This is a genomic window from Massilia eurypsychrophila (assembly GCF_002760655.1).
Classification (GTDB): Bacteria; Pseudomonadota; Gammaproteobacteria; order Burkholderiales; family Burkholderiaceae_D; genus JAFCUW01.
The window spans coordinates 1-13,448 of sequence record NZ_PDOC01000041.1 but is presented as its reverse complement, the minus strand read 5'-3'; the positions used below and the strand labels follow the sequence as shown (position 1 = coordinate 13,448).

At 62.6% G+C, this 13,448-nt stretch carries 16 protein-coding genes and 1 pseudogene; all 17 read right to left on the bottom strand.

Annotation, left to right across the window (positions count from 1 at the left end):
* A pseudogene (locus CR105_RS26500) lies at positions 1-653 on the bottom strand (hypothetical protein); the annotation flags it as partial.
* On the bottom strand, positions 653-4,885 hold the full coding sequence (locus CR105_RS26495; RefSeq protein WP_099793873.1) for a DUF4214 domain-containing protein: 4,233 nt from the start codon (positions 4,883-4,885) through the stop codon (positions 653-655). The gene CR105_RS26495 and the pseudogene CR105_RS26500, both read right to left, overlap by 1 nt.
* A 50-nt stretch (positions 4,886-4,935) precedes the next feature.
* On the bottom strand, positions 4,936-5,265 hold the full coding sequence (locus CR105_RS26490; protein WP_099793871.1) for a hypothetical protein: 330 nt from the start codon (positions 5,263-5,265) through the stop codon (positions 4,936-4,938).
* Between the two features lie 116 nt (positions 5,266-5,381).
* Entirely contained in the window at positions 5,382-5,780 is a 399-nt protein-coding gene (locus CR105_RS26485) for a hypothetical protein (RefSeq protein ID WP_099793869.1), read from the bottom strand.
* Between the two features lie 107 nt (positions 5,781-5,887).
* The gene (locus CR105_RS26480) at positions 5,888-6,349 is read right to left on the bottom strand and encodes a hypothetical protein (RefSeq protein ID WP_099793867.1); all 462 of its coding nucleotides are present in this window, start codon (positions 6,347-6,349) and stop codon (positions 5,888-5,890) included.
* 108 nt (positions 6,350-6,457) lie between these two features.
* Complete coding sequence (locus CR105_RS26475; protein ID WP_099793865.1) at positions 6,458-6,841, bottom strand: hypothetical protein; 384 nt, start codon at positions 6,839-6,841, stop codon at positions 6,458-6,460.
* Positions 6,842-6,858: 17 nt separating this feature from the next.
* Positions 6,859-7,089, bottom strand: a complete 231-nt coding sequence (locus CR105_RS26470) for a hypothetical protein (RefSeq protein ID WP_099793863.1) — start codon at positions 7,087-7,089, stop codon at positions 6,859-6,861.
* Entirely contained in the window at positions 7,086-7,568 is a 483-nt protein-coding gene (locus CR105_RS26465; protein WP_099793861.1) for an HK97-gp10 family putative phage morphogenesis protein, read from the bottom strand. Before CR105_RS26465 ends, CR105_RS26470 begins: the two co-directional genes overlap by 4 nt.
* Positions 7,561-7,905, bottom strand: coding sequence for a head-tail adaptor protein (locus CR105_RS26460; protein ID WP_099793859.1), 345 nt, complete (start codon positions 7,903-7,905; stop codon positions 7,561-7,563). Before CR105_RS26460 ends, CR105_RS26465 begins: the two co-directional genes overlap by 8 nt.
* The gene (locus CR105_RS26455; RefSeq protein ID WP_180288321.1) at positions 7,905-8,438 is read right to left on the bottom strand and encodes a head-tail connector protein; all 534 of its coding nucleotides are present in this window, start codon (positions 8,436-8,438) and stop codon (positions 7,905-7,907) included. Before CR105_RS26455 ends, CR105_RS26460 begins: the two co-directional genes overlap by 1 nt.
* Positions 8,438-9,340, bottom strand: coding sequence for a phage fiber-tail adaptor protein (locus CR105_RS26450; RefSeq protein ID WP_099793855.1), 903 nt, complete (start codon positions 9,338-9,340; stop codon positions 8,438-8,440). The genes CR105_RS26455 and CR105_RS26450 overlap by 1 nt, the downstream gene beginning before the upstream one ends.
* The gene (locus tag CR105_RS26445; RefSeq protein WP_099793853.1) at positions 9,337-9,864 is read right to left on the bottom strand and encodes a hypothetical protein; all 528 of its coding nucleotides are present in this window, start codon (positions 9,862-9,864) and stop codon (positions 9,337-9,339) included. The genes CR105_RS26450 and CR105_RS26445 overlap by 4 nt, the downstream gene beginning before the upstream one ends.
* Positions 9,864-11,213, bottom strand: a complete 1,350-nt coding sequence (locus tag CR105_RS26440) for a hypothetical protein (protein ID WP_099793851.1) — start codon at positions 11,211-11,213, stop codon at positions 9,864-9,866. The genes CR105_RS26445 and CR105_RS26440 overlap by 1 nt, the downstream gene beginning before the upstream one ends.
* On the bottom strand, positions 11,213-12,451 hold the full coding sequence (locus CR105_RS26435) for an SGNH/GDSL hydrolase family protein (RefSeq protein ID WP_099793849.1): 1,239 nt from the start codon (positions 12,449-12,451) through the stop codon (positions 11,213-11,215). The genes CR105_RS26440 and CR105_RS26435 overlap by 1 nt, the downstream gene beginning before the upstream one ends.
* Entirely contained in the window at positions 12,451-12,825 is a 375-nt protein-coding gene (locus tag CR105_RS26430) for a hypothetical protein (RefSeq protein WP_099793847.1), read from the bottom strand. Before CR105_RS26430 ends, CR105_RS26435 begins: the two co-directional genes overlap by 1 nt.
* 38 nt (positions 12,826-12,863) lie before the next feature.
* On the bottom strand, positions 12,864-13,118 hold the full coding sequence (locus CR105_RS26425) for a hypothetical protein (protein ID WP_099793845.1): 255 nt from the start codon (positions 13,116-13,118) through the stop codon (positions 12,864-12,866).
* 8 nt (positions 13,119-13,126) lie between these two features.
* Complete coding sequence (locus CR105_RS26420; protein WP_099793843.1) at positions 13,127-13,381, bottom strand: hypothetical protein; 255 nt, start codon at positions 13,379-13,381, stop codon at positions 13,127-13,129.
* Positions 13,382-13,448 lie beyond the last annotated feature (67 nt).

Genomic DNA, 13,448 nt, shown 5'->3' with positions numbered 1-13,448 from the left:
GGCGGGATGTCGTCGAACACCACATCCCCCAAGCGAACCGGCAGTTCAACGTAAAAGTCATACCAGTTGAGGACATCGTGCCGGACTAGGCTTTTTGTCCGCGTGTAGCCGCTGATCGACTGGCTGACGGTCGCACTCGCACCCTCGACGTTCAAGAGCGACAGTGTGTTGATCAACTCCCCCGGCGTTACCTGGGCGACGATCTGCTCTGGCGCGACGGTCTGGCTGCCAACGACCTTATCGAACATCTTGTGGCGGTTCGTGCTACCGAGCGAAAGCCACTTCGTTTTATCGGTCAGCGCCTGCCCGACATTGCCGGCGACTTGCGACTCGTAGAGTTCATGGACGTTGGCGGCGATGCTCGAAACGACCGCGCCGAGCGCGTACGTGGTGCCGCCGGCATAGGGCGCGTACACGGTCCCTAGCGACTTCCACCAGGCTGGAGATGACGCAGGCGGATTTCCGATGTTTGCCGCCTGCAAGGACTTGTAGACGGCCTGCGCTGTGCCTGTAGTGACGCCGCGAATATCGCCCACGGCGTAAGTGGTGCCGCCGTCATATTCAGCCACCATCACCTCCGGCACGCTGCTGCTCGTGAGTTTGGCGTCGGTCACGACGATTGGACGAATCATGCGGAAATCAGCGGCGCCCATTAAACCGCCTCCGCTTTAGTGCGCATGGACTCGTAGCCATCGGTGAGCGTTTCCAGTCCATCCGCCTGCCGGCGTACGTTGCGACCCATCTGCTCAAGCTCGGTCTGCTGGCTGCTCACCGCCGAGGCTAGCCGGTCGATTGCCGCCGCCATTGCGTCATTGCCGCCTGAATTGCGAGCGGCATTGAACAGGTCGCGCGTGCTGTGGATGCGGGATGGCCCGGTCGCCTCCACTTCAGGGCCAATCTCGCCAACCATGCGCAGGCCGCCCATGAAGTCGCCGCCATTGGCAAAGCCGGGAATCTTGCGCGACATCGCCTCATCCGAGTTTTTGATGGCTTCGATGATGTTCGCCATCGAATTGCCATTGGCCGCCGCGTTCTGCCAATAGGCCAGTCCAGCAGCGTCTGGGGCGCGCCCAAGATACGACTGATACGCGGTGCTGATAGGGCCGGCCGAGCCGCTGTAAGGGTTCGCCTTCGCGCTGTCGATGGCCTGCTGGAACCCGGCGCGCGCGCTGGCAACCGTCAGCATGGAAACGTCGATGCCCTTGAGCAGATCAATCTGCTTTTGAGCCGCCGCCAGGATCTCGTTCAGAGAATCGAGCGACTGCTGATCGACTGACAGGGCGCTGTCCGCCAGATCGCCGAGCGCCGCCAGGTCGTTTTGCGTGGCCGCTGTGTAGCGCTGGAATTCAAGCGCGCTGGCAAACTGGTCGGAAGCGTCCCGGCTCAGGATACCCAGCGACTTCTGGATTGCCGAAGAATCCGGCAGCGCACCGCCGGCTTTGGCGATTGCAAGAGCTGCTTTGATCTGCGCCTGCGCATTCTCGCGGGCATACGCCTCGCTGTCAGGCGCCTGGATGCTGTCAAGCGTCGAGCGGATCGCGTCGGACAGCGCTTTCTCTTTGGCGATGCGGGCCGCGAGAACGTCCATGCTCGACTTCATCACGCGCTGCAGCACACTGAAGGCGTTGTCCACGTCGCCGACAAGGCTCGATGCCGAAGCCTTCATCTTGTCCATCGCGGCGGCGGCAGCCTCTACCACTTTGGCCGTTGCCGCAGACGTGGCCTCGGCCGCCCAAATCTGGCCCTGCGTCAGGCGCGCCTGGTCCGACAGCATCGCGGCGAGTGCGTCCGAACGGGTGGCGGCAAGAGCGCCCTCGGTATCGCCCAAGGCCGCCATCAGTTCGATGTCCAGGCCGCGCTGCTCCTTGCGGATTGCTTCAGCAGCAGCAAGCGCCTCCGTAGCCGATTGAGCCGAGGTGGCGACAGCCTCAAGGGTCGGATGTAGTTCAGCGAACGCGCCGGCATTCTTCAGCAGGACGGCGACATTCGACGCCCCAGCTTCGCCCATCGCCATCTGCGCTTCGACTTGCGCACGATACGCCTCGATGGTTGCCGGCACGGCCAAGCCCACGGAGGCCAGCGCATCGGCCATCTGTTTCGTGGCGCCGGCCGTCTTCTCGGCTTCGCTGTAGAACTTGTCGTAGTAGGTCGACGCATTCCCGGCGAGCGCTTCGATGCCGCCCGATGCCGTGATCAGTTCCGACGTTGCCGCTTCGCTTAGACCGGCGAAGCCTGTCAACTTCTCGCCCATGACAACGAGCGCGCGCTGCGTCGCATTGATCGACTCAACAACCTTGCCGAGTTCCTCGATGCTCGCGCCGGTGCCGACGTTATTGAGCATCGTTTGCGCCCAGGCTGGCAGGCCGATGCCGTCAAGGGCGGTGCGAACCGATGCGCTGAGAGCGGCCAGGTACTCGGCCTTGCCGGCGTCACCGTCAGCAAACACCTTCGGCGCCCAGCTGCCCGTTTTCGTGTCCTGCCAGTTGAGAATCGTTTCACCAAGCTTGGAGATCATCAGGCCGCCCCACGCGCCATCTTTCGACGTGTCGTCAGCGAACGCGGTGGCGGCGGTGTAGCCGGCAGTCTTGCCGAACGCCGTAGCGGTGCTGTCGAGGATGCCCACGATGCCCGACGCCAGCGCGGCCGTCATCTTCTCGGTTTCAGCATTGACGCGCGTGGCCTCGAAGTTCAGCGACTCGGCGCGCACGGTTGTGACGCCTGCCGCCGATGCGGACGAAGCGCCGCCAGTGTGGTACGTGCCGGAGGTGTCGAGCTTCTTCCAGAGCAGCACAGCCGCGCCGATTCCAAGTGCGATCGGTCCCAGGGCGCCGATTACGGATGAAAAGCCTGCAGCCATCCCTGATGCCGTGCCGGTGCCGATTGCACTCAGGCCCGCGCTAAGCGTGGTGCCCAATCCAATTTGGCCCGTCAGGATCGCTCCGGCAGTCTGCATTGCGCCAGCGCCGATGCTGCCAATAATGCTGCTGATGCCGAGGCTGGAGCCGATAGCACTGCCAGCACCCGAAGTGGCAGCATTCGCCGCGCCACTCATCCCCATCATCCCGGTCAATGCTCCAGCGACAGGATTGACGATGGCCGAAATGATCGGGCGAAGCACCAACGTGCCAAACATATTTTTGATAGTGTCGATCAGGTTCCGGCCGAAGCCTTTGCCCGACTCGAAGCCGCGCATCAGAGCATCGGTCAGCGAGTCTTTGATAGACGCGGCAGTGGTTTTCCACTCGTCTCTGGCGTCTTCGGCGGCCTTCTTGGCGACATCTAGATTGCCTTTTTCGACCGCGAGCAAGCGTAACTCTTTTAACTTCGAAATCTGCGTATCGAGCGCGATCAATTCGGCGTACGTCGCCGGACCCGCAGCCAGCGCAGCCTCAGCCTTTGCCGCAGCCAAGTCGATCACCGCGACCTCGGTCAAGCCGTAGGCGTCGATCTGCTTTCGCATGGCGGCGATTTCGTCATCGATGCCGGCGGTTGTCTTTGCGAGGGACACGTACAGTTCGGCGTCTACCGCAGCGGCGGACTTTTCTGCCGCGTCCTTCAATGCCCATGCCTGCGTTGCATCCGCCAGCGCTGCCGCTTCGGCCAAAATTTGCGCACGCAGGGCCGCCGTCGGTGCTTTAGCTGCGTTTCGGGCGGCCGCCATCTCCTTGATTTGTGCGGCGTTCATGCCGAGTTGTGAGCCCTCGACCTTCATGGAGGCGATGAAGTCGTTGCCCGCCTTGACTGCCGACTCGTATTCCTGCTGGGATTTCTTAGCCGCTGCGGTGCGCTCCTGAACTGCCTTCTTTGCAGCTTCCTCGCGCGCCTTCTGCTCAGCCAGCAGGTCCTTTTGCGCCTTCATGATCTTGGCTTGCGCATCGACTGCCGCATTGCCCTCGCCGGACCACGCATCCGAAATCGTTTTCGCGCTGTCTGACCAGCTCGAGCTAAGGTCCTTGGACCACTCACGCCCGATCTGCGCCGCCATCTTGAAATCGCCGTTCAGGATCGCAACGATCTGCGCGCCCGCGGCACCGATGGTTTTGCCGACCGTGGAGAACACTTCGACAATGCCGACAGCGATCGTGAACAGCACCTTCAAAGTATTGCCAAGAAACTCGGCCACCTTCTTCAGGTTGTCGCCACTGGTCATCGACGAGAGGAAGGCACCGCTCAAGCTGCTCATCGTCGGCAGAAGCTCCGCCGCGATCCCTCGCGCGACACCTTGACTTCCCATCATCAGCAGGTCCAGATTGTCGTTGAACGCCTCGGCACTCTTTGCCGTGCTGTCGCTCATCGTCAGGCCTAGCTTGTTGGCCATCTCGTCCATCTGGCGGAAACCTTCGGCGCCACCGTTCAGCAGCGGGATCAGGTCGGCGCCGCTCTTGCCGAAGATCTCCTGCGCCATCGCGCTCTTGCGCGCGCCGTCGTCCATCTTGGCAAATGCTTCGGCCACCTGGTACAGAACTTCCTTGTTGCTGACCAGGGCGCCGTTTGCACCCTCCGTCTTGATCCCGAGCGCCGCCAAGCCGCTGTTGCCCTCGGTAATCGCCTTTGACAGCTTGGACATCGACCCGGCGAACGCATCCCCGCCAGCGCCGCCTAGGTCGAAGGCCAACTGCATTCCTGCCAGGTCCTTCACTGCCACGCCAGTTTTTGCTGACAGCTTGCTCGCTGCATCGGCCGCATCGATCGCGCCCTTAATCCAGCCAGCGAAGGCGCCAATGGAGAGTGCGGCGGCGATTCCAGCCAATGCCGCGCCAGCGATACCCGCCATGCGCCCCATGGCTCCCGTTGCATCTCCGACGACGCGGCGCGCACGGTCCATGTCAGCCTGCAGGCGCGCGATACCTGCCATCAAACGGATTTCGATATCGCCAGCGATCATGGTTTTCCAATTCGATAATAGAAAACGCCCAGCGGAAGCCGGGCGCATGGTTAGTTCAGGAATACATCTAGCTTGCGTCGAAGTTCGGCGCTCTTCAGCCGGGCCGCGTTTCTACTTTCCGCGTACGGAGGCGGGCAATCCTCCTTCGTGGCGCGATGCGATTCGTTCAGGTAGTCGATCGACAGGCGCCGGAGCGTCTTGCATTCCCATGGCGACAGGGTGATGCCCTCGTTGTCCTGGTAGTTGCGCAACTCCGTGTTTGTGATGGAACTGTCGCCCAGCGTCGGCCCAACCTGCCAGAAGTGCGTGAGCAGATACCCTGCATCGCCAACGGGCGGCATGTCCGGCTCGAAAAACTCGTCGCGGGCGGAATCCTTCATTTTCTGGAGCCGGGTTTTGGCCGGCGTCTTCGACTTGTCGGATTCAGGCTTGTCCGGCGCGGCGCCGAGCCACGCGCCATGCCGGACATACAGGCTTAGTTCATCGCCAGCGACTTTTAGAAATTTGCCCAGTCGCCGTGGAACTTGGCTACCTGGTCGATGATGTAGCCGAGCTTCGGATTCGCGTACAGGTCTTTCGGCGAGACCGGGAAGTTCTCGATTTGCGTGGTCACGGCAATCAGCTTGCTCGCACGCTGGGCGATGTTGCCCTCGACGGTTTCTTTCGACACCTTGCCGCGCATGGCGGCGTAGGTCCTGGTGGTCGTTGCGGTGTCGATGATGTGCTGCGCGTTCATCGCCTCCTTGGTGCCGGGGCTGCGCACTTCGATGCGGACAGGCAGGCCGTTAAACAGCAGCGGGCCGTCATCCTTCTTGCTCTGCACTTCCAGCCAGGCGGTATCGGTAGCTTCGAAGTCGGCGAGGTTGAATGCTGCTGCGGTCATTTGGTCGTTCATGGTGATTTCCTTTTCGCGGATAGAAAAATGCCCGCGCCGGCCGCCGCTCCCGCGAAAGGAGACAGCGGCCAGCCGGTGCTGGTGATGGCCGAATGGCCGGTGATGGTTTAGTCGACTACGGTGTCGGTCTGGCGCAGCAGGGTCATGCTGCCCTTCACGGCGTCATTGCTGGTGCCGCCGCCCTTCGTGAACTTCGAAACCTGGGCGGTGAAGTAGTCGTTCGACTCGTCCTGGTTGACGACCTTGAACGATGGCACCGAGTAGTCCTTCGAAGCGGCTTTCACGAGGATCTGTCCGGCGTCGCTCGCTGCCCACGCGCATTCGAACTCGGCGTTCGGCAGCTTGAAGGAGCCTTTCTTCTCGCGGTCCTGCGCGTCGCCCACCGTGGAGAGGGTCGCGGTCGAATACTCGCGACCCTCGACGCTGCCGACGTTGGTGATCTGGCCAACTTCCACCCACGTCAGGAGTGCAAAGGCCGCTGCTGCGCCCGCGCCCTCCGCTACGGTTGGCGCGCTGGCCGAGATGTACAGCTTGGCACTTGCAATGGTGTCGAAATCAATTCCTGCCATGATGAAACTCCTATAAAAAAGCCCGCTCGCGGATGCGAAACGGGCGGGCTAAAAATCTTGGGATGTAAAAAATGCCGCTCTAGGCGGCTGGTACTGGTTGGCTACTGCTTAATTCGGTTCGAGATATGTCACCTTGAAGTCGCGCGACTGCTCGAAGGTTCCGGCCTCCGGGTTGGAGAGATCGGGACCAACCGAATCGCGCAGGACGCTGCGCACAGTGGTGCCGGCAATCTCTCCGGTATGCACGCCAGGGCCGAGCTTTGCGGCGGTCAACAGCGCTTTCTGCTGCGGGTACGAGGATGCGTAGACCGTGACCTGAATGCGCGCCGTTACGAGCGTATTGGGGCCGCTGCGGGCTACTGTGTCCTGCTCGACGCGGCTGATTTCCTTGATGCCGACTGCCGGGACGGATTTAACTGGCACATCACCGGCCCAAATCTCGGTGCCGACCAAATCGGTCAGCGGAGAGTGCGCCATCAACAGCGCGTTCATGACCGCGACTCCGTGCATTATTTCGACTTCTTCGGGCGGGCGAGGCTGATCAGCGGCGCGTCGGGCTGCGGGGCGAGCGGCTCGATTGCGGCTGGCGCAAGGATGGCATCTCCCTTGCCTATGTGGTAGCGCGCCAGGCGGTCGCCGCGCGCCCCTTCGACGGTTTCGTATTGCAGGCCGCCGACTAGTTCTTTCACGGTCACGCCATCAAGCGACCCTTGAATCGTTCGCGTCATTTGGATTTTCATTCTGGCTCCGGTGCGGGGGAATTGAGTCCTTCTTTGTTCAGTCGCTTTCGCACCTGGGCGGCAACAGCGGCGATCGACTCGCTGCTCTTGCTGTCGAATGCCGGACGTACGACCGGGTGTGGCTTTGCGCCAGGGTGATCGACCGCGGCAACCACTTTTCCGCCGATTAGAAGGCTGCCTGAGCCCTTCGGCGCGATATGGTGGGGCTTGGTGCCAAACTCGACCAGGTGAGCGTGTGGCGCCTTCTTGCCGCCGATTTTGAGCGATACGGTTACGCGGCCCTTCTTGGCCTTAGTTGAGATCCGGACGCTCGCCAGCAGATCGCCGTCGACAACAGGGATGTTCGCCTTCACCTCGGCTTCAAAGACCTTGCCACCCGCTCGCAGTGCCGAGCGCATGATGTTCTGCTCGAGCTTGGGCGCGAGCGTCTGCAGGAACGCATCAAGTTCGCGTCCTCCAGCGATGTTTTGATCAGCCATTGGTGAAGCTCTCCAACATGAACTCGACGTGGTCGCGGTCGTCGAGCAGCGCCGGGCCGGCGATAATCTGCATCCCGCGGTTCCCGTGGCTGTGTAGCGTCACCCGGTCGGCAGGTAGAAAAACACCTTTGCGCATCCGAAGACGGGTGCGCTGCACCGCGGCGCGCAATCCATTCTCGGTCGTCTCGCCCCGGCTTGGCAGGACATCTTGCACGTTCGCCCAGTAGTGATCGGCGACAACCGCCCATGTTTCGACTGCGCTGCCGTGCACTGGGTCCTTGCTGACCGTCTTGCGCTCGATAGTTACCTGCTCATCGCAGCGGAATGTCGCCACCATCAATACACCCTCAGCGAGTTGAGTAGGCCACTGACGAATGGCGATTCCACCGCGCCCGGCGTGTACGCCTCGCGGATCTTGGCGAGGACGTAGCCCTTGAATGCGGGCGGCGTTGCGCTTTCGTCCGCGCCGTGGCCGCAGATGACATCGACCTTGACCGCGTCGATGCCGGAGGTTTCTGGCCATGTCGCGCCAGGCACCAGAACGAGCCGGATCGGGTTCTTCGAATAGTCCAGGCGGTATGTGCCCGACGGCAGCGTGGCCGGCGAGCCGTCCGCGCCGACGTAATTCACCTCGATCACCTCCGCCACTGGCCAAGCCGGCATTTCGATGTAGGCCGGGAATTCATCTAGCGTGATGCGGTAGGTGCGTTTGATGATCACGCGGCCGGTGTTGTGTTCTGCCTCGGCGGTCAGGGTCGCGACCATGATCGACAGCTCGGAGTCGAGCTCCGAACCGTTGGCGCGCGCCGCCGTGCGCGCGTCGGAGAGCGAGACTGCCGGCTCCATCGCGGGGCTGGTAATCTGGATCATCAGCGGGCCTCGATATCGAGGAAGATAGTGCGGTCTTCAATGCGCGGCGGCGTGCTGCTGGTCGTGATGCGACACGTGACCGGTGCGCGAGTGACCGTAGAACCGTTGCCGAAGGTGCCCCCCGACAGGAAGACCGTGCATTTCGCACCGACGAAGGTGAAATCGACCGCGACCAGCCCCCCATCCACGATGAACTCCAGCCCACCCGCCCGGATGGCGTCGACGATATCGGCCAGGTACGGCCCCCAATCGAAAGTGATATCTACCGTCGCATCTGGGTCTTTCCAACCGCGCGGCTTCTTAGGATCGGCGAGACTCCAGAACGTGCTGTTCGCTGTGAACACGTTGCCGGTCGCGTTGATCGTGATAGTACGTGCTGCTGATGGCGTGAAAGACATTGTGCTCCCGTTCCCGGTGTTTGTTGCAGGGACGATCCCGACCGCGAGCGTGCTCAAGCTGCCGGCGCTGGCCAGGTTGGCTATGGCCAGGTTGCGCGCGCCTGGCGCGGCGCCAACCGTGACGGCTACGGTGCTTAAGGTGCCGGCGCTGGACAGGTTCGATACGACTAGGTTGCGCAATGCCCCCGTGCCGAACACGAGAGAGAACGATGTCGACCCGAGCAGTGCGCCCCATCGGTAGAGGTCGAACGGGACGACGTACGTTCCGTCAAGCGCCGCGGCGTCGAAGTCGCCTGCCTCGCCGGTGTCGAGCTCGAGGCCGGCCGGGATCGAAGTAATGACCGGGTAGAACTCGATCTCGTCGTCGGCCGGGTGCTCGATATTGGCGCCGTAGAAGCCGTCGGCCGCGACCAGCGCGCCGAGGATGCCGAGGCCGCCCCCGCCGTAATGGTAGAAGCCGAGCAGGCCGGGGCTGTCGCCGCCGTATGCGTGGGAGGCGCTCATGTTGCGGTGTAGGCCTTGAGGCCGCGCGCGCTGCCGTCCGCGTTCCAGGTGCCGAGCAGGTAGTCGGTGCCTGTTACGAGTGAGGCGCTGGCCAACACGATCCGGCCGGCGCCGTTGGTGACTTGATTTGCCAAATTGAGCGCGACCGTGCCGTCGAACCGCAGGGCGACCACGCGGGGGACCGTCAGGCCGGCCAGCGCGGCCGACGAGCCCCAAGCGCGGAAAACGTCACTCGTCAGCGTACCCTGCGCCGGCGCGACGCCAACCGCGACGGTGCCCAGGGTGTCGGCGTCGGCCAGGTTCGCGACGATCAGGTTTTTGACGCCTGCAGCGGGCGGGACGACCGAGACGTTGACCGTGCTCAGGGTGCCGGCGCTGGCCAGATTCGAGATTGCGAGGTTGACCGCGCCCCCCGCGGCCGCGCCGTCGGCGGCGTTAACCAGCGGCCCGGTGCCCGACTGGTACTGTCGGGCGGCCGAGGCGTCGACAAAAACCCCGGTGCCGGATTGGTATTGGCGAGCCATTACGCTACCTGCGCAACAGGGTCAACATAGATCGTCTTCCCCGCTTTAGCGAGGACGACGCGCGCCAAAAATTCGCCTTTCATTTGGGGGGTGAATGTGACCGAAAGCTTTTGCTTACTCGGGGCCGAAAGGCCGGTCGTCGTCCATGTGGCGGCGCTGGCGGCGACGTTGGCGGCGGCAGTCAAAAGGGTGGCGCGCTTGCTGCTCGCTCGGCTCCCCTGAGGCGAGGCGCTCGAACCGAGGTACTCGACCTCGAGCCAAACCTCGGCGTCGGTCAAAGGTGTGGCCGAGTCGTGGATAATGTCGACGGACACGGTTTTTGCCGCGCCCGGGGTGTCGATCCAACCCGCCAGGAGCGGCGAAAGCAGATGACATAGAGGCTCGTTCGCGTTCGTGTTCGCGGCCATCTTTAGCGCTTTCGGCGTGGTCCCGTCCGAGGCGCCGCCAGTTTTAACGATGACGGTTTCGCTTTTAACCGAACCCGCCCATGTCTCGACCCACGAACGATAGTTCGTCGCGCCACTGTCGCAGTTATACATTTCAACGCGTAAGTTCGGGCTATCGAATGAAGCCGAGACGAGCGAGCCAACCCAGCCTGCGGGCAGTTTGCAGTTACGGAAAACCGCAATACCCTCGCGCTGTGCTCCAGGCGAGGAGGCGATGAACAAAATCGCGGAATTACTGAGCGCTGAGAAATCGAAATTCTCAATCAGGACTTCGGTTAGTTTGTAGCCGTTGATGAAATTAAACAGGCCCAGCGTTGGCGTGCTCGTGCCGGGCATGGAACCGCCGTTGATGCGCACTTGACCGCCGAGCGAAACACTGTGATTGATGCTTGTCAGCTTAATGCGGCAGTTGGCGAGAGTTGTACGCGTATTGTCCCCGGAGTTGCCGCTGCCGAGTACAAGCAACGAGCTAGGGTGCGTGTCGTTCAGGTTGAATTCGCAGTTGTCGTATCGCTGCGCGTTCGCAGTGCCGCTGTTGGCGCTGTTCAGGACGAGGTTGGCGTAGTTGAACCCATCGCCGCAGTTGAATACGATGCCTTGGACATAGCCGCTCCCTTGGACCGAAATGCTGTTTGCGCCAGTCGTGGCGACAACCGCTGTAGCGGCCACGGCGGCAGGGGGTGCGGCGGTGTCGGTCGCGCATACCAGCTTACTAGGGTTGGCAATGGTGCCCGCCATTGCGATGGAGACGGCGGCGGCGCTGGTCTGCGAGTGCGCGCTGGACACGTAGGTCGCGCTCGGCCCTGCCTGCGGCGCGGCTGGAATTTTATCTTTTGCGAGCGCCCAGGTCGACCCGTCATCGCCGGCGGCGCCATCTGTAGACCGAACGTAAATATCTGGCATTATGTGTTGCTCCCGCGCACCGAAGCGCATCTAAAATCGAAAGTACCAACTTCCCCGCCTGTGCCTGCCGCGCCCGTGAAGCTCAAGCTGATTGTCAGTTTTAAACTGTTCGCCGCGACTGCGGCCGGCGCTGCCGTGCTGGCCGAGTTGGCTTGGTCCCGTTGGCTCGCCGTGCGCAATACTGCGCGGTCGGTGATGATGCCGGAAGCCGGGACCGGCGCGATAGCGGCGCCAGCCGAGGCGAACTGGTTGCCGCTCGTCCAAAGGCGTGCGACTGCCGAACCCCCGCGGGCCGCGTCGACGCCAATGCGCCGCATTTCGACCATGCAATCGAACCGTTTTACAGTCGCCATATCTGCCGCAATTGCCGGGTGCAATAGCTGCGTTTTGATGACGCCGTAACCCGCCGTCGCATTGGTGACGTGCATGCGCAGCCAGCGCGTCCCGTCGGGGTCAATTAACACGGAGGGCGTATACACCACGTTCGGGCCGAACCCTTCCCAGGCCCACCCGTCAGGGAACGCCCCCGCGCCGCCGCCGAGCATCAGCGGATTCTGTACCCATTGGTTGCTGCCTGCGTTCGCCGGGTAGACGTCGTTAGCGTCCGCGATTAGGGGGCTTGTCGTCGGCAATACTGCGGCCATGCCCGCGCGCTGCGCCTCGCCCTGCAGGTACACCCCGAACGCGTTTTGATGGATGTAATCGGGCGCGAACGCGACGTTCGCGTTGTAGTTTGCATCGGCGGCCAGGCCGGCGCTGTCGTCGATAAAACGGAGCGTTGAAGGGTTAGCGGCGCAGCGCGCAGCCAGCCAGGCATTCCGCGCCACGAAAGTGGAAACGGCGGTCGCGCCGCTGCCCCTCGGCGGGAGCGCCAGGAACATGAGCCGAACGCCGGCGGAAAGCGAAAAGTCAATCATTGCCGTGAAATCGGCCTCGGTGCCGCCGTTGGTGCCGGCGCGGACCGCGTAGTTTTTTACACTTGGGAACGCGGCGACGAGTGCCGGCAGGCGGGCGCCGATCGAGCCGGCCCCCTCGCTCTGGATGCCAGCGTTCCAGATGACGCGGGGCGGGACCAAAGAACGCGCAAAGCCGTACCGGGTCGACTCGATGCTATAGAGAATATCGGTCAACGAGTCGCCAAGCGTGATCCAATCGCCCGCCCAAGGCGCAGGCGCACGTCCGCGCGTGATGCGCTGGCCGCTCGAGGCGGCAAACGAGGATGCGGCGAGGTTCGGCATTACGTCGGCTGCGAACGGGTATAGACCCAGGTCGGGAAATTGCAGGTATCGCTAACCGCGACCGCCGCCTCGCCCGTTTCGTCGGTAACGAGCAGCACGCGCGTGCCGTCGACGAGGGCGACGTGATGGTCGCCCGAGCCGCCGATCGCGGCCGCGGCCACGCTTTTGGCTGCAATGGCCAGCGTGCGGTTGTTGCCGCTCGAGGCGAGGACCATATCGGCTGCGGCCATTGCGACCTCGGCGACCTTGTTGCTCGTGACGGTCGCCAGGCTGTCGCCGAAAGCGTACGCCTTAATCAACAGCATTTTGGTAGCGGCAGTTTTAACTACCAGAGGGCCGCCGTCGAGGACGTCGGCGTGTGCGAACTTGGCCATTTTTTAACCTTTCAGAATAATTCGGAAATGCTCGGGTTTCACAGGACGATGGTCTTCATTCGCCCGTGCCGTTCGAGCATCACTGTCTTGACACCGCGCTCGCGCAGCAGATTGAGCGTCGCGGCCCACATTTCGCGGTCGACCTTGCCAACTGCGCCGTGTAGGTAGGCAGTGGTGTCGGTCAGATGCGTGACGGTGACGATCGCCAGGTAGGGGATGCGCCTCGCGTAACCGTCCGGCTCGTCGTAGGCGCGAACGCTGGAGACTTCGGGGGTTATGGCGAGGTAGAGCATTCCGTGCCTCAGGCAGATTTGTTTGCGGACTTCGCTGCCTTGTTGCGCGGCGCAGCCGCCATCTTGTTTGCAGGCGCCGGCGATGCCTTCGCTTCGGGTGAGGCCAAGCCGTCATCACCTTTGCTGGCCTCGCCGACCGCCTTTACGAGGCCGGATGCTTCCAGCTCGTCGGCTTCGCTTTTCGGCACGCTCAAGCTGTCGCCACGGACAAAGTTCGAGCGGCCGTGCATGAAGCTTTCGAGTGCATTTACTTTGATCAGCATGCTGTTCTCCTCTCAAAGAGACGGCGCCGAAGCGCCGCCCTTCTGGTTAAGCGACGCCGTCGAAGTT

What these genes read in the sequence shown, in the direction of transcription:
- CR105_RS26465 (WP_099793861.1), bottom strand. Translation starts at nt 7,568, where the DNA reads ATGGCTGATCAAAACATCGCTGGAGGACGCGAACTTGATGCGTTCCTG.
- CR105_RS26455 (WP_180288321.1), bottom strand. Translation starts at nt 8,438, where the DNA reads ATGATCCAGATTACCAGCCCCGCGATGGAGCCGGCAGTCTCGCTCTCC.
- CR105_RS26450 (WP_099793855.1), bottom strand. Translation starts at nt 9,340, where the DNA reads ATGAGCGCCTCCCACGCATACGGCGGCGACAGCCCCGGCCTGCTCGGC.
- CR105_RS26430 (WP_099793847.1), bottom strand. Translation starts at nt 12,825, where the DNA reads ATGGCCAAGTTCGCACACGCCGACGTCCTCGACGGCGGCCCTCTGGTA.
- CR105_RS26480 (WP_099793867.1), bottom strand. Translation starts at nt 6,349, where the DNA reads ATGGCAGGAATTGATTTCGACACCATTGCAAGTGCCAAGCTGTACATC.
- CR105_RS26490 (WP_099793871.1), bottom strand. Translation starts at nt 5,265, where the DNA reads ATGAAGGATTCCGCCCGCGACGAGTTTTTCGAGCCGGACATGCCGCCC.
- CR105_RS26495 (WP_099793873.1), bottom strand. Translation starts at nt 4,885, where the DNA reads ATGATCGCTGGCGATATCGAAATCCGTTTGATGGCAGGTATCGCGCGC.
- CR105_RS26485 (WP_099793869.1), bottom strand. Translation starts at nt 5,780, where the DNA reads ATGAACGACCAAATGACCGCAGCAGCATTCAACCTCGCCGACTTCGAA.
- CR105_RS26460 (WP_099793859.1), bottom strand. Translation starts at nt 7,905, where the DNA reads ATGGTGGCGACATTCCGCTGCGATGAGCAGGTAACTATCGAGCGCAAG.
- CR105_RS26470 (WP_099793863.1), bottom strand. Translation starts at nt 7,089, where the DNA reads ATGAAAATCCAAATGACGCGAACGATTCAAGGGTCGCTTGATGGCGTG.
- CR105_RS26420 (WP_099793843.1), bottom strand. Translation starts at nt 13,381, where the DNA reads ATGCTGATCAAAGTAAATGCACTCGAAAGCTTCATGCACGGCCGCTCG.
- CR105_RS26435 (WP_099793849.1), bottom strand. Translation starts at nt 12,451, where the DNA reads ATGCCGAACCTCGCCGCATCCTCGTTTGCCGCCTCGAGCGGCCAGCGC.
- CR105_RS26440 (WP_099793851.1), bottom strand. Translation starts at nt 11,213, where the DNA reads ATGCCAGATATTTACGTTCGGTCTACAGATGGCGCCGCCGGCGATGAC.
- CR105_RS26475 (WP_099793865.1), bottom strand. Translation starts at nt 6,841, where the DNA reads ATGAACGCGCTGTTGATGGCGCACTCTCCGCTGACCGATTTGGTCGGC.
- CR105_RS26445 (WP_099793853.1), bottom strand. Translation starts at nt 9,864, where the DNA reads ATGGCTCGCCAATACCAATCCGGCACCGGGGTTTTTGTCGACGCCTCG.
- CR105_RS26425 (WP_099793845.1), bottom strand. Translation starts at nt 13,118, where the DNA reads ATGCTCTACCTCGCCATAACCCCCGAAGTCTCCAGCGTTCGCGCCTAC.